General features: G+C 42.2%; 20 protein-coding genes. 16 read left to right on the forward strand and 4 right to left on the reverse strand.

The features are described 5' to 3' along the window. The first annotated feature begins 6 nt into the window (after positions 1-6). The 11 genes from D7Z94_RS06245 to D7Z94_RS06295 all read left to right on the forward strand — a co-directional run bounded on the left by D7Z94_RS06245 (position 7) and on the right by D7Z94_RS06295 (position 13,628). Positions 7-1,026 carry an NAD-dependent epimerase/dehydratase family protein gene (locus D7Z94_RS06245; RefSeq protein ID WP_211341746.1) on the forward strand — a complete coding sequence of 340 codons (1,020 nt, stop codon included), beginning with the start codon at positions 7-9 and terminating at the stop codon, positions 1,024-1,026. A gap of 72 nt (positions 1,027-1,098) precedes the next feature. Continuing rightward, positions 1,099-2,169, forward strand: a complete 1,071-nt coding sequence (locus D7Z94_RS06250) for a dihydrodipicolinate synthase family protein (protein WP_120710627.1) — start codon at positions 1,099-1,101, stop codon at positions 2,167-2,169. Between the two features lie 58 nt (positions 2,170-2,227). Next, positions 2,228-3,274, forward strand: coding sequence for a formylglycine-generating enzyme family protein (locus D7Z94_RS06255; protein ID WP_245967150.1), 1,047 nt, complete (start codon positions 2,228-2,230; stop codon positions 3,272-3,274). A 112-nt stretch (positions 3,275-3,386) separates the two neighbouring features. Further along, a complete protein-coding gene (locus D7Z94_RS06260; protein ID WP_120710628.1) occupies positions 3,387-4,694 on the forward strand; it encodes a Gfo/Idh/MocA family protein in 1,308 nt (435 codons plus the stop codon). Between the two features lie 29 nt (positions 4,695-4,723). Further along, positions 4,724-5,254 carry a YceI family protein gene (locus D7Z94_RS06265; protein WP_158594588.1) on the forward strand — a complete coding sequence of 177 codons (531 nt, stop codon included), beginning with the start codon at positions 4,724-4,726 and terminating at the stop codon, positions 5,252-5,254. Between the two features lie 97 nt (positions 5,255-5,351). Then, on the forward strand, positions 5,352-6,542 hold the full coding sequence (locus D7Z94_RS06270; RefSeq protein WP_120710630.1) for a M20 metallopeptidase family protein: 1,191 nt from the start codon (positions 5,352-5,354) through the stop codon (positions 6,540-6,542). A 178-nt stretch (positions 6,543-6,720) separates the two neighbouring features. Then, positions 6,721-9,063 (forward strand): PSD1 and planctomycete cytochrome C domain-containing protein, encoded by a 2,343-nt coding sequence (locus tag D7Z94_RS06275; RefSeq protein ID WP_120710631.1) that lies wholly within the window; start codon positions 6,721-6,723, stop codon positions 9,061-9,063. Between the two features lie 5 nt (positions 9,064-9,068). After that, complete coding sequence (locus tag D7Z94_RS06280; RefSeq protein WP_120710632.1) at positions 9,069-10,535, forward strand: DUF1501 domain-containing protein; 1,467 nt, start codon at positions 9,069-9,071, stop codon at positions 10,533-10,535. A 2-nt stretch (positions 10,536-10,537) separates the two neighbouring features. Further along, a complete protein-coding gene (locus D7Z94_RS06285) occupies positions 10,538-11,968 on the forward strand; it encodes a c-type cytochrome domain-containing protein (RefSeq protein WP_120710633.1) in 1,431 nt (476 codons plus the stop codon). Positions 11,969-11,974: 6 nt separating this feature from the next. Next, complete coding sequence (locus D7Z94_RS06290; RefSeq protein ID WP_120710634.1) at positions 11,975-12,751, forward strand: SDR family NAD(P)-dependent oxidoreductase; 777 nt, start codon at positions 11,975-11,977, stop codon at positions 12,749-12,751. 22 nt (positions 12,752-12,773) lie between these two features. Beyond that, positions 12,774-13,628 (forward strand): fumarylacetoacetate hydrolase family protein, encoded by an 855-nt coding sequence (locus tag D7Z94_RS06295; RefSeq protein WP_120710635.1) that lies wholly within the window; start codon positions 12,774-12,776, stop codon positions 13,626-13,628. Positions 13,629-13,669: 41 nt separating this feature from the next. Here D7Z94_RS06295 and D7Z94_RS06300 read toward each other — a convergent pair whose 3' ends face one another. The 3 genes from D7Z94_RS06300 to D7Z94_RS06310 all read right to left on the reverse strand — a co-directional run bounded on the left by D7Z94_RS06300 (position 13,670) and on the right by D7Z94_RS06310 (position 16,598). Beyond that, positions 13,670-14,626 carry a PD40 domain-containing protein gene (locus tag D7Z94_RS06300; protein ID WP_158594589.1) on the reverse strand — a complete coding sequence of 319 codons (957 nt, stop codon included), beginning with the start codon at positions 14,624-14,626 and terminating at the stop codon, positions 13,670-13,672. Between the two features lie 148 nt (positions 14,627-14,774). Then, positions 14,775-15,545 carry a LytR/AlgR family response regulator transcription factor gene (locus D7Z94_RS06305; protein WP_120710637.1) on the reverse strand — a complete coding sequence of 257 codons (771 nt, stop codon included), beginning with the start codon at positions 15,543-15,545 and terminating at the stop codon, positions 14,775-14,777. Beyond that, a complete protein-coding gene (locus D7Z94_RS06310; RefSeq protein ID WP_158594590.1) occupies positions 15,546-16,598 on the reverse strand; it encodes a sensor histidine kinase in 1,053 nt (350 codons plus the stop codon). 125 nt (positions 16,599-16,723) lie between these two features. Here D7Z94_RS06310 and D7Z94_RS06315 point away from each other — a divergent pair, with 125 nt between their 5' ends. After that, on the forward strand, positions 16,724-17,197 hold the full coding sequence (locus D7Z94_RS06315) for a hypothetical protein (protein WP_120710639.1): 474 nt from the start codon (positions 16,724-16,726) through the stop codon (positions 17,195-17,197). Between the two features lie 17 nt (positions 17,198-17,214). Here D7Z94_RS06315 and D7Z94_RS06320 read toward each other — a convergent pair whose 3' ends face one another. After that, positions 17,215-17,733 (reverse strand): DinB family protein, encoded by a 519-nt coding sequence (locus tag D7Z94_RS06320; protein ID WP_158594591.1) that lies wholly within the window; start codon positions 17,731-17,733, stop codon positions 17,215-17,217. A 246-nt stretch (positions 17,734-17,979) separates the two neighbouring features. On the opposite strand from D7Z94_RS06320, the gene D7Z94_RS06325 reads away from it, so the two are divergent. The 4 genes from D7Z94_RS06325 (at position 17,980) to D7Z94_RS06340 (ending at position 23,798) form a co-directional block, all read left to right on the forward strand. Then, positions 17,980-18,900 carry a TolB family protein gene (locus D7Z94_RS06325; protein ID WP_120710641.1) on the forward strand — a complete coding sequence of 307 codons (921 nt, stop codon included), beginning with the start codon at positions 17,980-17,982 and terminating at the stop codon, positions 18,898-18,900. Positions 18,901-19,021: 121 nt separating this feature from the next. Beyond that, a complete protein-coding gene (locus D7Z94_RS06330) occupies positions 19,022-19,990 on the forward strand; it encodes a TolB family protein (protein ID WP_120710642.1) in 969 nt (322 codons plus the stop codon). Next, positions 19,983-20,666 carry an alpha/beta hydrolase gene (locus D7Z94_RS06335; RefSeq protein ID WP_147415837.1) on the forward strand — a complete coding sequence of 228 codons (684 nt, stop codon included), beginning with the start codon at positions 19,983-19,985 and terminating at the stop codon, positions 20,664-20,666. Before D7Z94_RS06330 ends, D7Z94_RS06335 begins: the two co-directional genes overlap by 8 nt. A 249-nt stretch (positions 20,667-20,915) precedes the next feature. Then, a complete protein-coding gene (locus tag D7Z94_RS06340; RefSeq protein WP_211341747.1) occupies positions 20,916-23,798 on the forward strand; it encodes a glycoside hydrolase family 2 protein in 2,883 nt (960 codons plus the stop codon). Positions 23,799-23,838 lie beyond the last annotated feature (40 nt).

Here is a 23,838-nt window from a genome sequence, read left to right on the forward strand (position 1 = left end):
GAAATAATGATTGGAACGATTGCCGAACTGGAAGAAAAGCTCTCCCAACCCTCAAAACGTCTCATTTCTGACATGGCCAAAATAGAAGGGGATATCATGATTCTGGGCTTGGGAGGCAAAATGGGCCCTACATTGGCAAAACTGGCCAAAAGAGCGGTGGATGCAGCTGGTTTGCATAGAAGGATAATTGGGGCCTCACGTTTTTCGAATAAAGGACTTCATCAAGAGCTAACGGACTTTGGCATCGAATGTATACCCGTGGATTTGTTGGATGATGAGGCATTGATGAAGCTTCCCGATGCCAGAAATGTAATTTATATGGCCGGCAATAAATTCGGAACTGTGGGTAACGAACATTTTACCTGGGCAATGAACGCTTATTTACCGGGAAGAGTTTCGGAAAAATATAGAAACTCGAATGTCGTGGTCTTCTCTACGGGAAATGTTTACCCTTTTATGCCCATAGATAGCGGAGGTGCTACCGAGAAGATTAAACCATCTCCCATTGGGGAATATGCTCAGTCCTGTTTGGGAAGGGAGCGCGTTTTTGAGCATTTTTCAGTTAAAAATGGGACTAAAATGCTACTATATCGTTTAAATTATGCTTTGGATTTACGGTATGGGGTCTTACTGGAAGTTGCAAAGGCGGTAGCGAGCCAAAACCCGATTGATTTAAGCATGGGGTTTGTAAATGTAATTTGGCAAGGTGATGCCAACGAATATGCCATTCGAAGTCTGTTGCATTGCGAATCTCCGGCCAAAAAACTGAACATTACCGGTCCGGAGATTGTAGCAGTGCAATGGCTGGCGGAGGAATTCGGGGAATTGCTGGGCAAGGCACCAATTTTTGAAAACCGCCCTAGCGAAACGGCCTTATTGAACAATTCGGCCCGGGCGTATAAGTTATTTGGGGACCCTTCCGTCTCATTGGCAGAAATGATACGATGGACGGCCCATTGGGTCAAAACAGGAGGTGAGCAACTTGGTAAACCTACCCATTTTCAGGAGCGGAAGGGTAATTTCTGAATAACGGATTTAAAAATAAAAACCGATTCGTATGGTGAAAATTTCGACCAGCATACATAAGGAACACAAAAAATGAAATCTCTTAAACCCGAAATAAAAAACTTGCTCCATAGGGGTACGGTGATTCCTGCCCATCCCTTGGCATTGACCGAGGATCGGCAATTGGATGAAAGTAGGCAACGCTTATTGACCCGGTATTATATGGCCTCGGGAGCTGGGGGCATTGCCGTAGGGGTACACACAACACAATTTCAAATTCGGGATCCGAAAATAAACTTGTATCGGAAGGTCTTGCAATTGGCATCGGAAGAAATTGATAGTACCGATTTGGATCGACCCTTTATCAAAGTGGCGGGTGTTAGCGGGGATACATCACAAGCCATCCACGAGACAGAGATTTGTGCAGAGCTTGGTTATGACATTGTCCTGGTCAGCACAAATGGATTGGGAAGTTTTACGGAAGAAGCCCTTTTAAATCGTACCCGGAAAATTGCGGAGATAATGCCTGTTTTTGGGTTTTATTTACAGCCCGCTGTTGGCGGACGGGTTTTGAGCTATGATTTTTGGAGGGCTTTTTCCGAAATTGAAAATGTACATGCCATCAAAATGGCACCTTTTAACCGCTATCAAACTTTGGAGGTCGTCCGAGCGGTCTGTGCCTCATCCCGAAATAACGAAATTGCCTTGTATACGGGTAACGATGACAATATCGTTGCGGATCTTTTGACTACCTATGAGGTACAGGTCAACGGAAAATCGATTAAAAAAGATATCGTAGGAGGTCTTCTTGGCCATTGGGCGGTATGGACAAGAAAAGCGGTAGAACTACTGGATAACATCCATAACATCAAAGAATCTGAAACGACAATTCCTAAGGAACTTATGACACTGAATATTGCAGTTACGGATACCAATGCAGCTTTTTTTGATACAGCCAATGATTTTCATGGTTGTATCGCCGGTATTCATGAAGTACTTCGCAGGCAAGGTTTGCTTAATGGAACTTGGTGCTTGGATACCAAGGAGGATTTGTCTAAAGGGCAAATCGAAGAAATAAATCGGGTTTACAGGGACTACCCGGAATTGAACGATGATATATTCGTGAAAAACAATATGCAACATTGGAAAAAAGGATTGTATTAAGCTTCTTTTGAGTACCATTTTTCTAATAAAAATCAATACTTTTAACGAAACGAAACCAATGGAATTTACAACTAAAAACTTGACCAAATTTATAGGTTTAGCGATGATATTGGCCGCAGGATTCTCCTCCTGCAAATCGGTAAGTGCAGTGTCCGTTGAAGAGGAAGACAAGGCAGAAAAAGCAACTCCTTCAATGGACGAGAACGTCTCCTTGGACTACACGGAAAAAATCCCGGCTACTGAAATAAGTTTTGATATGGTATTGATTCCTGGTGGTGAATTTATGATGGGAAGTCCTGAATCCGAAGGAGAAAGAAAACCGCACGAGGGACCTCAAAGAAAAGTAAAGGTAGATTCCCTGTTTATGGGCAAATATGAACTTACTTGGGAAGTTTTTGAACTTTTTTTCAAACAGAACCAAGAGTTGTTCGTGAAATTGGACGATGACCGGGTCATGAAAATAGATGCAATAACCAGGCCTAGCCCTCCTTATGAAGACCCATCCTATGGTATGGGAAAGGATGGCTATCCCGCGGTAAGTATGTCAGCGTATTCGGCCTTGGTCTTTTGCAAGTGGTTGAGCGCTATTACCGGAAAATTCTATCGTTTGCCCACGGAAGCGGAATGGGAATATGCGGCAAGGGCGGGAACCGATTCAGCGTATAGTTTTGGGGATGGTGTGGATGATATCGATGCCTACGCTGTGTATTACAAAAACTCGAATAATCAATATGCCAAAGTGGGAAGTAAAAAACCCAACCCATGGGGACTATACGATATGCATGGGAATGCTGCCGAATGGACTTTGGATGAATATAAGGAGGATGCATATGCCACCTTGGACACGGACAATCCGTGGATGACTCCCATGGTTATCCATCCAAGAGTCTTTAGAGGAGGTTCTTGGGATGATGATGCGGATAAATTACGTTCCGCAAGTAGATCGGCATCCAGTTTAAAATTACAGAAACGTGATCCCCAGATTCCTAAAAGTTTTTGGTGGTTTACGGACAGTAATTATATAGGGATGCGTTTGGCAAGCCCAGCAAAACAACCCACGCCGGAGGAGCAGAAAAAGTTCTGGCAAAGGGTGTTGGATGAATAGAGATATTCCTAAAGAGTAAGTTTTCATTTGAAATGAGAGCTTTAACAAGCATAATTGTAAATTTTGGGTGCCTCTTAAAATGGAAACATATCAACTATCCCATTCATAAAACATGAAGAGCTCAAAACCGACTACCCGTAGGAGATTTGTAAAGACTTCGGCCAAAACAGCAGCGGCGGGTTTGGTTTTTGCCCAGCTTCCCGTTTTTTCCAGTGCCCATGTTTTGGGTCAAGAACGTATTAAATTGGGACTGATAGGTTGCGGAGGGCGCGGAACGGGGGCAATCTTTCAGGCATTGACCGCTTCCAAATCCGTTCAACTGGTTGCCATGGGCGATGTTTTTCAGCACGAAATGGATTCCAGTCTACAAAGGGTTTCCAAAGATTTTCCAGATCAAGTAGATGTACCAAAGGAGCGACAGTTTTTGGGCCTTGAAGCATATAAGGATGTGATTGGTGAATGTGATGCGGTTATCTTGGCAACTCCACCCGGATTTCGTCCTGAGCATTTTGAATATGCGGTGGCATCCAATAAACATGTTTTTATGGAAAAACCTTTAGCGGTGGATTCCCCGGGATACCGAAAAGTATTGGAAACGGGAAGACAGGCGACACAAAAGAAATTGAATGTCGTAGTAGGGTTACAATTTCGCTATGAGATTGCCATGAATGAAATGGTGAATAAAATTCACAATGGGGAACTTGGCGAAATTCTTTCCACGGATGTTTACTATAATGTGGGAAAAGCAACAGTACATCCCAGAAAACCAGGCCAAACCGAATTGGAATATCAAATAAGCAATTGGCATTATTTCAACTGGTTGTGGGGGGGACAGTTGGCCGGGCAAGCGATTCACCAGATCGATGTCATTAATTGGGTCAAACAGGATTATCCCGTAAAGGCAAGTGGAATGGGAGGTAGGGCTATGCTGAAGGGCCCAAATCATGGAGAGATTTTCGACCATCATTACGTGGAATTTGAATATGCCGATGGCACCAAACTTCATGTACAATGCCGGCAGATGGATAATTGCGATAACCGAATGGGCTTCAATATACAAGGTACGGTCGGCCGGGCAGATGAGCGTTTTCAATTTTTGGACAACAAGGGAAATGTGCTTTGGCGCTATCGGGATAGGGAAGACCCTTCTTCCTCCCAAATAGAACAAGATGTATTTATCGGTGCAATACAAGGAACGTATCCCTACGTCAATAATACCGACTATGGGGCAGAGAGTACCATGACCACTATCATGGGCCGTATGGCCATTGAATCTGGTAAGGTCATTGCAATAGATAAGGCAAAAACATCCAATTTGAGTATAGTACCCAGCCCGATTATCTGGGACATGAAAATGCCCAATGCTCCTTTGGAAGATGGGAATTATAGTATTCCAGGACCAGGAAAGGAGGTTTTGTGATAATGAATAATATATTAAACTACATAGCAATGAAAAAAAATATTCTAACCTTGTTTTTAGCTAGTATTACCTTAGCTGGTTTCTCTCAGGAAACTTATACGCTTTCCTCGGAAAGCAGTCTAACCATCGATGGTACTTCTACACTTCATGATTGGACGGTTACCGCCAATACTATAAATGGCAATCTGGTAGCGGAGGGTAACGCCCCAAAGGAAATCGATTTTGAAGTTCTCGTAGCTGACATTAAAAGTGAGCGAGGTGCTACCATGGATAAAAAAACGCACAATGCCCTTAAAATGGAAAATCATCCCAAGGTTACCTTTAAGTTCAAGGAAGTAAAGGGCGGTTCTTCGGTGGTGGGTACTTTAAATATTGCCGGACACGAAAAAGAGGTGGAAATCGAGACTGAAATGACCAATGCCAGCGGTCAAATTAAAATAAAGGGTGAGAAACCCATAAAACTTCAGGACTACGATATGGAACCTCCTTCGGCAATGTTTGGACAAATTGTGGTCGGGGATGATGTGGTGGTCAAGTTCGATTTGGTTTTTACAAAGTAATTAAGCCTAAATTTTTCCGATTCCTTAAGGAAACATTATTGCTATTGGGCGGCTATACAAACCGCTGAACACTAATTTTTTATATTGAAAAGTAGGGATGGATGTACGTGAAAAAATTGAATCGCTTGCCCAAAAATTCGCCCCTGAATTTGTAGCTGTTAGGCGTCACCTTCACCAAAACCCGGAACTATCTTTTCAAGAATACGATACATGCGCTTACATTAAAAAAAGACTACAGGCCATTGGAATAACCGATATCGCCTCGGTTGCAGAAACCGGTCTTTTGGCTACCATTGAGGGAAGGCAAAAGGGAGATACTGTTTTATTACGTGCGGATATGGATGCGTTGCCAATCCTTGAAAAAAACAAAGTATCCTATGCCTCTAAAAATGATGGGGTAATGCATGCTTGTGGACATGATGCCCATAGTGCCTCGCTCTTGTTATGTGCTAAAATTTTATGGGAAATAAAAGAGGATTTAAACGGTAGTATTAAGCTGCTATTTCAACCTGGGGAGGAAGTTGTTCCCGGGGGTGCTTCTTTGGTTATGCGGGAAAAGGCATATCAGGATTTAGGCTGCCTTCCCCATATTGGGCAACATGTGCAGCCAAACCTTCCGGTAGGCAAAGTGGGTTTCTGTTCTGGGAAGTTCATGGCCAGTATGGATGAACTCTTTTTGACAATAAAAGGGAAAGGTGGTCATGGTGCCATGCCGGAAAGTCTGATCGATCCGGTGCTAATTGCATCGCATATAATTGTAGCGGCACAGCAATTGGTAAGTCGTATGGCTTCCCCCAGGACGCCCTCCGTATTATCATTTGGAAAAGTAATTGCTAACGGTGCTGTCAATATTGTCCCTGATGAGGTTCACATTGAAGGAACTTTTCGAACCTTTGACAAGGCTTGGCGAAAAGATGCTTTGCAGAGACTTGAAAAATTGGTTACATCCATCGCAGAAGGTATGGGAGGCAGTTGCGAACTCAAAATTAATCATGGGTATCCCCACCTGGTAAATGATACCGTCCTGACCCAAGATATGAAATCCGCCGCTATTGAATATTTGGGTAGTAAAAATGCAGTTGACCTTGAACCTTGGATGGCTGCAGAGGACTTTGCCTACTATTCCCAAAAGAATCCCTCTTGTTTTTATTTGTTGGGGGTCGGGAATGAGCAAAAAGGAATCCGATCCGGCCTGCATACACAAACGTTCGATATTGATGAGAATGCCTTGGAAATAGGAGGTGGATTAATGGCTTGGCTTGCCGTTAAAAATTTAGGTCATAGTTAAAATCCGGTATTTTGACCTAAATATTTGGACAACGATATCCAACTTCTTCATTTTTTATAAATAGATTGATTTTCTAACAAAAAACACCAACAATAGGCAATTTGCTATTTGTCGCAATACTTAGGAATTCACTAACTTTATAAATTCTCGATAGATAAAGGAAGCGGAAAAAAAATCTATGAAACAGAAAATAGTCATTATTGCTATTCTAGCCGTTTTGCTGACTTTGTTGTACGCCTTTAAAGCGGGTGTTTTCAATGAAGGGGAGGATGCGTACGCCAATCTTAAGGTACCCGACGTAATTGATTATAATTTTCATATTAAACCCATACTTTCTGACAATTGCTATACCTGTCATGGCCCGGATGCCAACAAGCGCAAAGCGGGCCTACGATTGGATTTGGAAGAAACCGCCTTTTTGGAATTGAAGGAAAACCCTGGAAATTACGCCTTGGTATCCGGTAAGCCCGGCGAAAGCTTGCTCTATGGACATATCATGACGGACGATCCGAATTTGATGATGCCGCCACCGGATTCCAAACTGGCCCTAAATTCGTATGAGAAAAAGTTGATAAGGAAATGGATTCAGCAAGGGGCAAAATTTGAAAAGCATTGGGCATTTATTCCTCCTACAAAAAAGGAGGTGCCCACATTGGAAGTTTTGGATGGGGTACAAAACGAAATAGATGGATTTATCTTTAAGAAATTGGAAGAACATAACGTACTTCCTTCCGAAAGAGCTTCCTTGGAGACCCTTATCCGTAGGGTAAGTCTTGATCTTACCGGACTGCCTCCCCAAAGGGAACAGGTACAAAAACTACTGGCTGACACTTCTGAAGCTACTATGGCCAAAATCATTGATAAATTTCTGGCATCTCCCGCCTATGGGGAACGCATGACACAGTCGTGGTTGGATCTGGCGCGTTATGCGGACTCCCACGGATATCAAGACGATAGCTATCGCACCATGTGGCCTTGGCGCGATTGGGTAATCCATGCATTTAATGAAAATATGCCCTATGATGATTTCTTGACTTTGCAATTGGCCGGCGATTTGCTGCCCAACGCTACCAAAGAACAGATTTTGGCCACAGGATTTAATAGAAACCACCCCATAACTCAAGAGGGTGGGGTTATTCAAGAAGAATATCGGACCAACTATGTTTTGGACCGTACAAATACTTTGGGCAAAGGTATTTTGGGAATAACATTGGAATGTGCCCGCTGTCATGACCATAAATATGATGCCATTTCACAAAAGGATTATTTTGAACTTTTTGCTTTTTTCAATCAGGTGAATGAAAAAGGACTTCAAATGGATGCTGTACAGGCCGCTAACCAGAAGTTTTTTGCTGATCCTCCGTATATAGAAATATCGGCCAAGGAAACCGAGGATGTACTTTCATTCATCAACATGAAAAAGACACCTAAGATTAAGGTGATGGTCATGAACGATTCTGCTGCGAAAACTACCTATATTCTAAATAGGGGCGAATACGATCAGCCTACAGATTCCGTAAAGCCCAATACACCAAAGACTATTTTTCCTTTCTCTGAAGAATTTCCGGAAAATAGGCTGGGTCTTGCCAAATGGGTAACGGATAAGAACAATCCATTGACCGCTCGGGTTTTCGTGAATCGTATTTGGGGGATGCTTTTTGGACGGGGACTTGTGGAAACTTCCGAAGACTTTGGAGTGCAAGGTAGTCTTCCCACCCACCCCGAACTTTTGGATTGGTTGGCTGCCGACTTCATGGAACACGATTGGGACGTTAAATACCTGCTTAAAAAAATTATGCTTTCGGCTACCTATCAGCAAAAATCGGAACTTCGCCCAGATCTAAAAAAGGTAGATTCCGAGAACCGGTTATTGGCCCGGGCACCACGATTTCGTATGAGTGGCGAAATGATACGGGATTATATTCTTGCTTCAAGTGGTCTTTTGAATACGGAAGTTGGCGGACCCAGCGTAAAACCGTATCAACCACCCGGTCTTTGGGAAGAGACCAATGCAGGGGGAAATAGAGGTATATTAACAAAATATATTCCGGGCGAAGGGGATGATCTATATAGAAGGTCCCTGTACACCTTTTGGAAACGTACGTTACCACCACCTAGTATGACCATTTTCGATGCCCCAACAAGGGATTTTTGTGAGGTTCGTCGGCAAAAAACGAATACCCCCCTTCAGGCCTTGGCACTGCAGAACGATGTACAAATATTGGAAGCAGCTCGGGTATTGGCGCAGCGAACTTTGGTTGAAAAAGAAGATAGCAATGCTATTGTAGAGAATATCTTTCAAAGTCTTTTGGTACGTTCGCCAAAAAAAGAGGAATTATTGACTTTGAACAATTATTATCATGATGCCCTTGAGACCTATTTGAACAATGTGGAAGATGCCAAAAAATTGGTAGCAGTAGGAGAATATGAACAATTGGATGTTGATCCGGCCAAAACGGCCGCTTTAATGTTGACCGCTCAGGTAATCTATAATTTGGACGAAACCATAACAAAAGAGTAATAACCATGTCGCAACATCATCATGAACCGAAGGAAGAACCCTCATTGAAGGTAAACCGTAGGCATTTTTTTTCGCAATTGAGTGTGGGCATTGGTTCATTGGCCCTGGGCTCACTTTTAATTCCAGATCTTTTCAAGGGAGAAGCCAAGGATTTGATCACTAGGCCTTTAGGGATTCCCCATTTTGCTCCAAAGGCAAAGCGTATTATTTATTTGTTCCAGGCAGGTGCCCCTTCGCAGCTAGAAACTTTTGATTACAAACCGACCCTTCGCAAGCGTATGGGACAGGATTTACCGGAATCTATCCGTAAAGGACAAAGGTTAACGGGGATGACGGCAAATCAGGATAAATTTCCCTTGATGCCCCCTAAAGTTGGATTTCAACAACATGGCGAAAGTGGAACCTGGATTAGTGACTTTTTCCCGCATACCGCCAAAATTGCGGACGATATTACCGTAGTGCGCAGTATGCACACAGAGGCTATAAACCATGACCCTGCTATAACTTTTTTCCAGACGGGTAGCCAGATTTCTGGTCGCCCCAGCATGGGCTCTTGGATGAGTTACGGGCTTGGAAGTGAAAATAAAAATTTGCCTTCCTTCGTAGTCCTTACTTCCAGGGGAAAAGGCAATAGCCAAGGGCTCTATTCCAAGCTATGGTCAAGTGGTTTCCTAGATTCCAAGCATCAGGGGGTATTGCTGCGTTCGGGCAAAGACCCCGTATTATACCTAAACGACCCGGAAGGACTATCACGCTCAGATAAGAGGCATTTGTTAGATCATGTATCCTCCTTGAATAAATTGCACCACGTGGAAACCGGTGATGACGAAATAGAATCCCGGATCGCACAGTATGAAATGGCATACCGCATGCAGATGTCCGTCCCCGATGTTATGGACATTTCCAAAGAACCGGAATCCATCATTAAATTATATGGGGAAGATTGCCAAGTGCCCGGAACCTACGCGGCAAACGCCCTACAGGCACGCAGGTTGGCTGAAAATGGTGTGCGGTTTATCCAATTGTACCATCAGGGTTGGGACCAACACGGAAATCTACATGATGAAATGGCCGGTCAGGCCAAGGACGTGGACAAGGCCTCCGCAGCTCTTGTCCTGGATTTAAAACAACGCGGTATGCTAGAGGATACTTTGGTCATTTGGGGCGGTGAATTTGGAAGGGGCAACTATTGCCAGGGAAAATTCGATCCCAACAATTATGGGAGAGACCATCATCCCCGTGCTTTCAGTATTTGGATGGCCGGCGGTGGCATAAAACCGGGACTAAATTATGGGCAGACCGATGAATTCGGATACAACGTCATTGAAAATCCCGTTCACATCAATGATTTCCATGCGACTCTAATGCATGCCATGGGGCTGGATCACGAACAACTTATCTATAAATATCAAGGCCGTCGTTTTCGTTTGACCGATGTAGCGGGGCATGTGGTCAAAGACCTTTTAGCGTAAAAATGACATACACTCCTAAAAATGGAAAGATCGACTATGTCATTTTTGGACTTTCCATATTCCTGATTTTTTGTTTGCTCTTCGAATCCTATATTGAGCTTCCTGTTCTTGTGGCATGGATCGGCCGATGGCATCCGTTGGTGCTCCACTTTCCGATTGTACTTTTATTGATTGTTATTTTTTTGGGATTAACGGGAAGGAAAATTCCAAGAAATTTGTTCACCGTTGCAGTAATTTCAGCACTGGTTACCGCTATTTCCGGATTCTTTCTGGGAAAGGAGGTCGGGAGTAAGGGCGATTTGCTTTTCTGGCACCAATGGCTGGGAGGAGGACTAGCTCTATTGGCAGCACTTTGGTATGGTTTAGAGGGGCTCCAAGTAGGTAAGCAAGTCTATACAAAGATTATACAAGTAGTTATCATAGGGCTTATTATTTTGACCGGACATTATGGGGGAATGATTACGCATGGTCAAGATTTTTTGGCATTACCAGAAGACAAAAAGCAGGACATCATTCCCAAAAACCCATTGATCTACGGACATGTTGTGAGTCGAATTTTGGAGGACAAATGCGTAAAGTGCCATAATTCGAACAAGAAGAAAGGTGAATTATTAATGACCGATTTGGCGGGGCTTTTAAAGGGTGGTGAAGGTGGAAACACATTGATACCGGGAAATCCGGAGGAGAGTGAAATGATAAGACGTCTGTATTTATCCATAGAAGATGAAGAGCATATGCCTCCTGAAGGGGAGCGGCCTTTAACGGATAATGAAATACATATCTTGGAACAATGGATTGCTTTGGGAGCTTCGGATACCCTACAATTGAACCATTTGGAAGATTCGCAACCCTTGGCAGTTTTAATCAAGGAAATGATGGAACCGGACCCCATGGAAAAATGGACGTCTCTTCCAAAGGTAGCAGACTCTACACTAGGTAATCTAGCCTCTGATTATTTGACCATAACTCGGTTGGCCGGCGCAACGGATGCCTTAAAGGTAAATGTATATATGCCACCCGAATATGATGCTCGGATACTTTTGAATTTGGCTCCTGTGAATCGGAACATTGTGGAATTGGACCTAAGCGGTTTGCCCATTGGGGAAAAGGAGCTGGCATTTGCGGCCAATTGCCCCAATTTGGAGTGGTTGGAAATCGATAAGACCCCAATTACCGATGTTGAGGTAGATACCTTGAGGAATTTATCGAAACTACGTCTATTAAAGGTCTATGAAACAAACATTGGAGACCGAAGTATTTCGTTTTTTAAAGAATGGAAAAACCTAAAAAGCCTTTATATTTGGGGGACCCAAGTATCTGAATCTGCTCTGGAGGAACTAAAATTCCAAAACCCTGATGTATTGATCGAAAATGGAATTGATGAAGAAATTAAGTCCTATTTTGTAGCTTCGGATAGTATCCCGAAAAGTTAAACACCTATGAAATTCAATCTTGAGAACAAAGTAGCTATTGTGACCGGAGGAGGGAGCGGCATAGGCCGTGCCATTTCCCTAACACTGGCTGCACAGGGTGCTAAAGTGCACATTTTTGAGTTGGATCAAAGCAAAGCTGATGGAGTTATTGCCGAAATCCAAAAAAATGGAGGTAGTGCGCAAGCACATACTTGTAATATTGCCCATCAGGCCGAAGTAAAAAAAGAAGTGGATCAAATTACGGCCAAGGGAAGCATAGATGTACTGGTCAATAATGCTGGCATTGCCCATATCGGTGATGTGGAGAACACCACCGAGGCCGATTTTGACAAAATCTATAACGTAAACATAAAAGGGGTCTACAACTGTATCCACTGTAGTGTTCCACATATGAAAACCCATGGTGGGGTTATATTGAATATGGCCTCCGTAGCCGCAACGGTTGGCATCAATGATAGATTTGCCTATTCGGCCTCAAAGGGGGCCGTCTTAACCATGACGTATTCTTTGGCCAAAGATTATCTGGAGTATAACATCCGTTGCAATAGTATTTCCCCGGGCCGCGTACATACGCCTTTTGTGGATGGCTATCTAAAGGCAAATTTTCCGGGAAAAGAGAAAGAAATGTTTGAGAAATTGTCAAAGACCCAACCTATCGGTAGAATGGCAGCTCCTCAAGAAGTGGCCGATTTGGTACTCTATCTTTGTTCCGATGAGGCTTCATTCATTACGGGAACCGATTTTCCCATCGATGGCGGATTTATACGATTGAACGGAAACTAAAAACCTAAATAATCAAGGACATATGAAATTAATTCGATTTGGTGCTATAGGAAATGAAAAACCCGGAGTACAGCTGGAAAACGGTGATTGGCTGGATGTTTCGGGCTTTGGGCAGGATTACGACGAGCAATTTTTTGGCGGGGACGGTATTCGTAGATTGAAAGGCTGGCTGGATAAAAATGTAGGGTCTTGCTCCAAAGTAGATGACTCAATGCGGTTGGGCGCCCCACTTTGCAGACCTTCAAAAATAATCTGTATTGGCCTAAATTATGCCAAGCATGCCCAGGAGGCAGGGATGGAAATCCCCAAGGAGCCGGTACTGTTCTTTAAGGCCACTACGGCAATTGTAGGCCCTAATGATGATGTGGTCATTCCCAAGGGAAGCATCAAAACGGACTGGGAAGTGGAACTGGCCATAGTTATTGGCAAAAAGGCATCCTACGTTTCGGAATCGGAAGCCATGGACCATGTGGCCGGTTATGTTCTGCACAATGATTATAGTGAGCGGGAATATCAGATTGAACGTAGTGGGCAATGGGTAAAGGGTAAAAGCTGCGATACCTTTGCACCTATAGGACCATTTATTGCCACCCCGGATGAAATTAAAGATCCCCACAATCTGGATTTATGGTTAAAGGTCAATGGGGAGACGCTCCAAAACAGCAATACCTCAGATTTTGTATTCGATATTCCAACCTCTATAAGTTACATTAGCCAATTTATGACCCTTTTGCCAGGGGATGTCATTTCTACAGGTACGCCTTTCGGTGTAGGGCTGGGCTTTGATCCACCACGCTATTTAAAACCGGGTGATGTCGTAGAACTTGGAATCGATGGTCTGGGAAGTTCCAAACAGGTTGCCAAAGCGTATAGCTAAGTCGTGGGAACTCATTTTTCCCAATAGCCTAGGCGATTTTTTCACTTTCCATACCAAAAAGGGAAAACATTGTTCGTCCCATTTGTGGTAAGCTGACGTAGGTTCTTTCCATTTGCGGAAATGATGAAAATTTCGAAATTTTCAGAGTTTCTTTTGGATGAAAAGGCAATTTCCTTTCCGTTCGGCGACCAAGTAGTCTGATAGAAAATTGGTGAGGCACCATCATAATAAGGGACGAATGCGTTGCGTTTTGCCGTATGATTGTTCGTGAGATTACGCTTGTTGCTTCCATCTGTATCCATAACACAAAGATCTATATATTGACTACCTGTATTCCGTTTCATAGTATGAAAGGCAATTTGTTTGGAATTGGGAGACCATGACGGACCAAATTCATCTATATTGGGAGTATGGGTAAGATTCTTCAAATTTTTCCCGTCAACATCCATACTATAGATATCCGAATTTCCAGTTCTATCGGAGGAAAATAAAATCCTTTCTCCACTCGGAGACCATTTAGCACCGGAATCCGCGCCTTTGGTATTGGAAATATTTACATCTCTGGTTCCATCAATGTGCATCACAAAAATTTCCAGATCTCCTTGAAAATACGGTGCCGATTTTGTGTCGACCTTACTATATACAATTTGCTTACTGTCCGGGGACCATGATCCTACATAGGTATAATGGGGCCCTTTGGTAAGTTTTCGTTGACTGGAAAAATCACTTTTGGCAATGGCAATCTTATAACCCCCGTATTTGTAAGTACCGAAGATAACGTGTTTGCCATCCGGTGAAAGTTGGCCACTGGTATTGGCCCTACGGGGTACGGCGTCGAAAGTATGCTGTTTTAAGTCGCTTCCGTCCGGTGAAATTGAAAATAACTCAAAAGATTGATTCCTACTGTTCAGTTGTGAATCGAATATGATTCTTTCCCCTGAGCTGGATTGTCCATTACATGCGCCATTGACGATTAGGAGGAGAAGGAATATTGCCAAGGAACGGCATTTAAGATATTGAATTGGATTTAACATTGATGGATGCTTTTTATCATTTTTCATTTTGATACACGGATTTAATAGGGAAAGATATATTCGACTATTCCAATTCCGATGCAAAATGTGTCAGATAGTGAAAATTGGGAAATTACGACTGGATGTCTTCTAAATAAGAAGTTATATTCTCCTTAAAAGCTCTACCTGAGAGTAAGGAAAGTCCTGTTTTAAGGTGGATTTTGTATTCTGAATTGCCCAAATAAAAACAAGAATCAATATAAAATTTGTTGATGAGCAAAGATCTATGGATGCGCATGAACTGGTGTTTTGGCAATTCCGCCTCAATGGAATTCATCGTTGCCCGAAAAAGAAACTTGTTTTTTTCGGTATATAGCTCTAGATAATTGCCTTCGGATTTTATATACATGATATTTTCCGTAAGTACCTTAAGGAGCCGGCCATTTTTCTTGATTTCGAAATGCGTTCTAAAACCATTTGAATCTTCACCCTGAAAAGTTGTGAGTAAATTGGTCAACTTATCTTTTAAGCCTATGGCTTTTTCTTGTTCTTTTATGGCCTTCATCCTCTTTAGGGAAGTATCCATACGCTCCTCATCAAAGGGCTTCAAGAGATAGTCCACCGCATTGATTTCAAATGCCTTGAGTGCAAAGGAATCATAGGCCGTTGTAAATATGACATAGGGAATTTTGTCCAGTTTGTTCAGTACGGAAAAACCATCTAAATCGGGCATTTGGATATCCAAAAAGATAAAGTCCGGTTCCTTGAGTTTTATTTTGGAAATAGCATCCTTACCATTTTTACATTCGGCGACAACGGCAATATCATCGTGGCCCTCCAACAACTTAAGAATTCGTTGTCTGGCTAAATACTCATCATCAACAATAATGCATCTCAGTTTCATCTATAGGCTGTTTAAAGGAAGACTTATTTGCGCAACATATAGTTTTGGATTCACAAATCGTGATTCAAAAAGAAACCCATCGGCATAGATTCCCTCCAACCTTTTCCTTATGTTCTGGATTCCCAAGCCTGTTCCTTTTTCATGTATGGCACTTTCATTATTCTCCGAGGTATTGGATATTTTAAGGTCTACATAGTCCTTAAGGGAGCTTTCGTCTTTTGTCCTTTTGATCTCAATACATATTTCTCCTGGGTTCATTGCAGGAACGATACCATATTTAATGGCATTTTCAACTAGGGGCTGTAAAATCATATTTGGGACTTTGGTCTGTAGAACGTCTTTGGAGACCTGATAACGAATGGCCATTTTATCCGCATATCGTATTTGTTCCAGATCTAGGTAATCCTTAATAAAATCTACTTCCTTTTCAATAGTAATCATTTGCTCCAGATCATTTTCTAAGAGGGTTCGCATTAAAGCCCCCATTTTTGTTAACATCTTTTGGGCTTTCTGGGAATCTATATCGATCATGGATGAGATAGAATGTAAGGTGTTGAACAAAAAATGCGGGTGTAACTGCATTTGTAGGCTGGCCAATTGGGCGGCAATCAGCTCCTTTTGATTTTTTAGATATCGTTTTTGATAGTCGATGGCAAAAAAGAGGCCCATTAGTACCAGGAGTTCGATTAGGCTGGAAAAACTTCCCACAACCATACCAACTATCCCATTTGGCCCAAAAAAATCTTTCATATAGCCCGCGCTTAAATAGTAAATTACATCATTTACTTTTGTTACCAGTGCCCTATGGGCAATTGCTAGTAGAAGAACACCAAAAATTGCCTTGATTGCATTGGAAGTGAGGTTGGATTTGTTTTGTACTAGTTTGGTGAGAGCATATACCAAAGGCGATAAAACAATCCAAAATAGGTAATTGATTAGAATCTTGCTGCCAATAAAAAACCAACTAAAAGGATAATTGTAGGCATTGATCAAATGATCTGTATATTCCTTGGCGATAAAAAAGAGGCATACCAGTAGTCCTATTAAACCCATTCTGGAAAGGGAAATAGGTAAATTTTTATAACTTTGGCATGCAATTTTTAACATGTAGTGATAATACCTTTCTAAGGTAAAAAATTGTAAAACACGAAAGTAAATCTTTTACAGCTTACCTTGTCATGATCAAAAAGCCATATATCTACCTTCTCCTCCTTTCTTTTGTTGTAATGGGTTCCTGCAAGGAAAAAAAACCACATGCTGACAAAGAAAGGACCCCTGTGGAAGAGCGGATTAAGAATATAAGTGAACTCACCTACCAAGAAATCTTTTATTTGCTTCATGAAGAAGATGAGTATGGGTTGGATTTTCATGGTGATATGTTTGGTCAGGAGGCGGCTTCCAATGTCTCTTTAATAAGCAAATCCGAGACGGATTGTGGTAATGCCATAGTATTGGAAAGTTCTGACTCTAACAATGCCATACAAGTTGTGGTAAAGACTAATTTTGATTTTCCCGGCAACCCGGCCAATGAAATATTCAGGATTTACACAGTAAAACCAGAGGAGAGCGTTCCCGTTGGGCACAGCACATTGTGTTATGATGGTGCAAGGTATGCCATAAATCGAGAAATAGTCTCCGCCGGTTTTTTGTAGAGGAATAGATAAATACCCTACCATCCCCCGGTTGGACCTGGGGCTATGCCTTTTAGCCTGGTATATATGGTGCTTTTCCCATGCTCCCGTTGAAGGTGCGAGGTCATGATCAAAATCGACTGCAATCGTGACATCTTGCTGCCAAAGAATTCAATTTCTTCCTTTAAGTCCTCTTCCTTGAGTTTTTCCATGCCATCCCTGATAAATGCAAAGGAGCCTTGCAATTGTTGGATGACTTCATTCTTCTTTTTGGTATCGGTTACGGGATTTGGATCGGGTGTATTTAGTTTCACCACCGATGCAAATAGATAGTTGGCTCCTGAGGTATGTGAAATCTGTTCGGCAAAATCGCGAAGCTCCTCAGTAGGCTTAAAACTGTAATTAACCTCAGGCATGGCCTTTGCGGTTTCAACCACCATTTTTGTCATGGCGTCCCAGGCGGTAACAAGGTTTTCGGTTTTCATTTGTGCTTTGGAAACGTTTAGTGTAAACATAAATAGGGCGGCCATGGCCCAATGGATTTTTGCTCTTTTCATTGTTTTGGAATTTTCAGTTTCGCCAAAATTAAATCCCCCATAGCACCATTGAAATTGCATTGTGTCCTATGGTTAAAAATGGGACGAATCGTTTTGTTTTCAGTGCCAAACGGACAACTTCCGATTAAATTTTTGTGCTCACATTTTATCACATATATAACGATACGTCACAGCCAGTTTTTGTTGAAATCATAACTCCGCTAGCTTCGCTGAAAACCTTCTAAAAATCGGTTTTATAATATTGGTATGGGTAAGACTTTGGGTCCTTTTATTTTACTTTTTGTGTTGGTATCGTTGGCTGGAGTCAAAGCGCAACTGGCAGATCAACTGGATTTTGCCCCTCGCTTGTCCCCGGATCAGAGTAAAGTGGTGTATTACTCATATCGAAACGATAGCTTGCCCGATTTGTACCTGATGGATTTGAAGACGTTAAAGGAAACGCAACTTACCTTTGACTATAAAGCATGGGACTTGAACCCTAAATGGGAACCCAAAGGAGAACACATTTATTTCTCCTCGGATAGGGGTGGAGATATGTCGATTTATCGTATGGTTCTAAAGACGATGGAAATTCAAAGGGTTACTTTTCCGCATAAAGGTTACCGCCATTCGGAAATCAGTTTTACTTCCGATGGAAAAATAATGGCATATTGCGAATTCCAACCCAATCGTAAAACCGCTATTTATCTAAGGAAGCTTGATAGCAATAGGGATACGTTGCTCATGAGGTCGGCACAAAGCGGTGATGAGTTCTATAAGCCAGTAATCCATCCCGATGGAAATGAATTGATTTTTCTAAAAAATATGTCAAATGACTCTACTCCTATATTTGATGTATTCTCATTGGAAATTTTTACCGAAAAAGTAGAAAACATTACCCGAACACCCCATATAAATGAAAGAATGCCAAGTTGGTCCAGTGATGGGAAATATCTAATGTATAGTGCCAATCCGGATTCTAATTCCTTTGACTTATTTAAAAGGGAAAGGGATTCGTGTAAGATGGTTCAAGTATCTTTTTTCAATGACAAACAAGAGCTGAATTCACATTTGACCCATTCTATATTGCTCTTTGATTCAGGTTATTATGGAATGGCTCAAGAAGGAAATACCTATATCTATAGGGCTGACATTAACGGAAGAAATGTATGGCAATTAACAAAATAGCCACCTTTATATGTGGTACATCCCTTTAGGGTAATATATCACTAAAAGCACTATTTGTCACAGACTGTTTTCTTCTAGATCCGCTCCCTTTTAGATTGCGAGAAATTTCAAAAATAAATCTATGACACATCGAATTTTGATTCTCGCATTGATTCTTTCATGCTTTAATCTGTCTTGTAAGGAAAACCGGGACAAAACAGATACCAATAACCTAGAAGATTCCAAAATGGATTCTCCAAAGAATGAAGCAGAGCTTGAACGGCGAACGGTAAAAAATGATTCTTTTCCGGATTTGGGCCCATCCTTTTCTCCGGACGGTTCCAAAATTGCTTTTTATTCCTATATCAATAGTGAGTGGAATGTCTCGCGTATTTATTTGATGAATTCAGATGGTACGGAAGTGAGGGAGCTCACAAAAAAGGACACCCTAGGATTTCATACGGAACCCATTTGGTCCCCTGATGGGAGAAGAATCGCCTATACCAGTTTCCTAGAGGAGGGAGCCAGGATGATGACAATTGATCGTAATGGCGATAATCTTAAAAAGCTGGTATCGGTCTCAGAAAATGGATTTCATATGTTTTCCTCATGGGATCCTGCCGGGGATGGATATTACTTTTTTCATTGGCCGGCCGGAGAGGGTTTTAGACCGGACGCCTACCATGCCATGGGCGATAAGATTACCCGGTTATCAACAGATGGTATTACCAATCGACCCCAAGTCGCTGCAAATGGAACCTTATATCTCAGTAAAATCATAGACCTGGAAAAGAATCTGTATTCCAAGCACATTCTGGATAGGAATTCTGGCAAGGTAACCGATGTGCCCAATTTGGAAGGATGGTTCATTGTAGAGAATCATGTTATCAAACAAAAGGACCATGATGAGGGAACTACTTTTATTCTGGAAGATCTGGAAGGAAACGATATTAGGGAACTGGGTACAGTGCCTTATAGATCGGTAATGTTTGGGAAAACAGACCCGGAGGTCAATTATGTGGCTTACAACACTTCATTTGATGACGGTTCGGAAATTCACCTACTGGAAGTCGCTTCAGGCAAACTCATAAAACTCACGCAAAATGAATAGACGGTCCTACATTGGTGCGCTACGTGTCAACTTGTTTTTGTTTTTGGTTCTGTTGGGTGCTGAAACTGTTTTTGGGCAACAAAAAACAATGAAAATACCCATTTCAAAAGGCAAGGAACTACTGGTAAGAATAACGGAACCCGAAGAGTTTTCCAAAGATAAGGCATATCCTGTATTACTCGGCCCCGGGTTGGATGGAGGGGACCTAAAGGCGGGATGTCGTTATTTTGGGACCCATGCTGATCAACATGGTTGGATTTTGGTCGAGAGCTTGGTCCATATGGAAAAGCGAAGTGTGATAAACGTGCTATTGGATTATTTGGAAGAAAACTACACCATAAGGGAGCTTTTCATTTTAGGTTTTTCGGCCAATAGTGTAGATGCCTTTCAAATAGCGGAAATGTACCATAATAAATTTACTGGTGTAATTGCAATGCCAGGAAATCCTGATTATAGGGATAAGGATAAACTCAAATCCCTTTCCAAAACCAAAATTTTGATGATTGCCGGTGAAAGGGATACTTATTGGAAGAATCGGGCCATAAAAGCAAAAGAAAAGCTGGATCAATGGGGTATTTGTAGCAAATTGGTAATCGTACCCAATGGAGGACATGTTCTGGATGAGTTTGCCGGAGATCCCCTATTCAAGGAATTGAATAGTTTTTGTAGACGTTAAATTTGCACTACGCTCTGAAAATGAGTGGAGGCCCCTTGAAGTAAAAATCCACCTCGGAAAAGAGGTGGATTTTTAATTTATAAATCTATTTAGCGACCTTTATTCTATCAGACCAAAGAACTGCGGATAACTTTGGAAACAAAAAGATTACCTCATTCGCTTTCAAAACGGTTTTGAAGAACGCAATAACCTACAATCTTTGTAACTTCAAGGCTTGTTCAACACCTCTTATTTCTCAATTATACATAAATGAATAGCATCTCTTTTAAAAGACAGGGTAAAATGTCACTTTTCGATATGCCGAGTTTTAGGGTTTTTCGGTATGCCGTGATTACATGGGTTATGCTTTTAGGAATCTCTTTTTCCGTATGGGGACAAGGGGATATTGAATATAAACGGGTATACTTGTCCGGTAAGGATGCTTCGGAAACCGTGGATTGGGATTTTAAGGTAACCGATGGGGCCAATAGTGGCGTATGGTCCAAACTTCCGGTACCTTCTAACTGGGAATTGCATGGATTTGGCACCTACAATTATGGCCATGATCACAGAAATGAGAACCGGAAATTAGGTAAGGAACATGGAATGTACCGGCATAAATTTCAGGTGCCGGCCCAATGGAAGGGAAAGACCATAAACATCGTTTTTGACGGTTCCATGACCGATACCAGGGTCATCATTAATAGCAGATCCGCTGGAGAAATGCACCAGGGATCTTTCTATAGGTTCAAATATGACATAACGAAACTGTTGAAATACGGTCAGGAAAATATTTTAGAAGTGGATGTTGCAAAGCATTCGGCCAACAAATCTGTAAACAGGGCGGAACGCCAAGCCGACTTCTGGATTTTTGGAGGAATTTTCCGCCCGGTGTTTTTAGAAGTCTTGCCCAATCATCATTTTACAAGGACGGCCATTGATGCAAAACATACAGGTGAATTCAATGCACTTTTGACCCTCAACAAACCAATATCCAAAGGATTGGTAAAGGTAACGCTGTTTTCCCCGGAAGGGAATCGTGTTGGGGAAATCTTGTCAAAATCGTTTGAAAGAAGAAAGAACGAGTTGATGATATCGGGAAGTTTCAATACTATAAAGTCATGGAATCCCGAATCACCGCACTTGTATACTGCCCTTTTTGAACTGTTGGAGAAGGGTAAGGTGGTCTATCAAAAAAGAGAGCGTTTCGGTTTTCGGTCTGTTGAACTCCGAGAGAATGATGGGATTTATGTGAATGAACAAAGAGTTATTTTTAAGGGGGTAAATCGGCATTCCTTTTGGCCGGAAACAGGAAGGGCGCTAAGCGAGGAAAATCATTTGGAGGATATTCGGCTGATGAAGGAGATGAACATGAACGCTGTTCGGATGTCCCATTACGGCCCGGACGAACGTTTCCTTGAACTCTGTGACTCCCTGGGGCTTTTTGTACTGGATGAACTTACCGGTTGGCAAGACGCCTATGATACGGTAGTTGGGCCCAAATTGGTTAAGGAATTGATATTGAAAGACGAGAATCACCCTAGTGTCGTCATTTGGGACCATGGCAATGAGGGAGGATGGGATTTTGCCAATGAGAAATGGTTCCATAGGTACAATATACAGAAACGGCCCATAATCTATCCATGGCTAAAACGGAATGGGGTGGACACCCGGCATTATCCCACATATGGTTATGGAATCAACCGTTTGAGCAATGGAAATGAGCCTTTTATGCCCACAGAATTACTACATGGTCTTTATGATGGGGGACATGGTGCAGGCTTGGATGATTTTTGGAAGAACTATTCGGTTCACCCCATGTTTTCGGGCGGTTTTCTATGGGTCTTTTCCGATGAGGCCGTAGTAAGGAGGGATAGGGATAATACACTGGATAGTGACGGTAACCATGCCCCGGACGGGATTGTAGGCCCCTATAGGGAAAAGGAAGGCAGCTTTTACACCATAAAGGAAATATGGTCTCCCGTTCAGATAAGTCCACGGACCATTACATCCAATTTTGATGGACGACTGGCACTCACCAATACCTATCTGTATACCAATTTGGATCAATGTACCTTTTCTTGGGAACTACGATCCACTTCGGGTTTTAATGAAACTATGGTTCTGGCTTCGGGCACAGCAAAGGGGCCTGATATAGCTCCCGGGGAGACAAAGTATCTGCAACTTGAAATCCCTAAAAATATTGAGCAAGGAAATATTTTTTCATTTACGGCTACAGATAACAAAGGAATGGAAATATATACCTGGAATTGGCCAATAAAACAACCGGACCAGATTGCGTATGAATTGCTTCAACAGATAGAATCAGACCTGGAAAAAGGTCAGATTGAAGTTGTTGAAGAGAAAAACGGCCTTAAGATCAATATAAACGAACTTGGTTTTGTCTTCAATAGGGAAAATGGTCATTTGGACGAGGTGTCTTTTCAGGAAAAACCAATTTCCTTTAATGGTGGCCCACTCCCAGTAGGAATCGAAACCCTTGTAAAGGATGTAAAATGGTGGATAGACAAAGAAGGAAGTTTTGTTTTGGAAACCTGTTATGATACCTATCCGGAAAAAATACGATGGGAATTGCTGCCAACAGGCCTTTTGCGATTGGAGGTAAGTCCACTGAATTTTTCCGCGGATGCCATTGATTTTATAGGTATTTCCTTTAATTACCCCGAAAATAAGGTCAAAGGGATTAAATGGATGGGTCAAGGCCCGTACCGTGTCTGGAAAAATAGGACCAAAGGTGCCGAAATAGGGGTTTGGGAAAAGGAATATAACAATACGATTACCGGAGCCAGTTTTGATAATCTGGTCTATCCTGAATTCAAGGGATACCATGGAAATCTATTTTGGGCCGAATTAAGAACAGAGGAACTGCCCATTAGGATTATTACGGAAACCCCCGGGCTTTTTTTGCGATTGTATATACCGGCCGATCCAGAACATATCGCAGGAGGCGTGGCCCCTCCCTTTCCAAACGGGGATATTTCGTTCCTCTACGAGATTCCCCCGATAGGAACAAAGTTTAAACAAGCAGATAAACTAGGGCCTTCATCACAAAAAAGCTCCATTGCGCATCATAAGGGAGATCGTAGTGACCCCATTGTACTTTGGTTCGATTTTGGAGGTAAATTGCCTTAGGGCAATCAGGTCATTGTAGGCATAGGTTGTATATTACACC

Source organism: Ulvibacterium marinum (assembly GCF_003626755.1).
Classification (GTDB): domain Bacteria; phylum Bacteroidota; class Bacteroidia; order Flavobacteriales; family Flavobacteriaceae; genus Ulvibacterium; species Ulvibacterium marinum.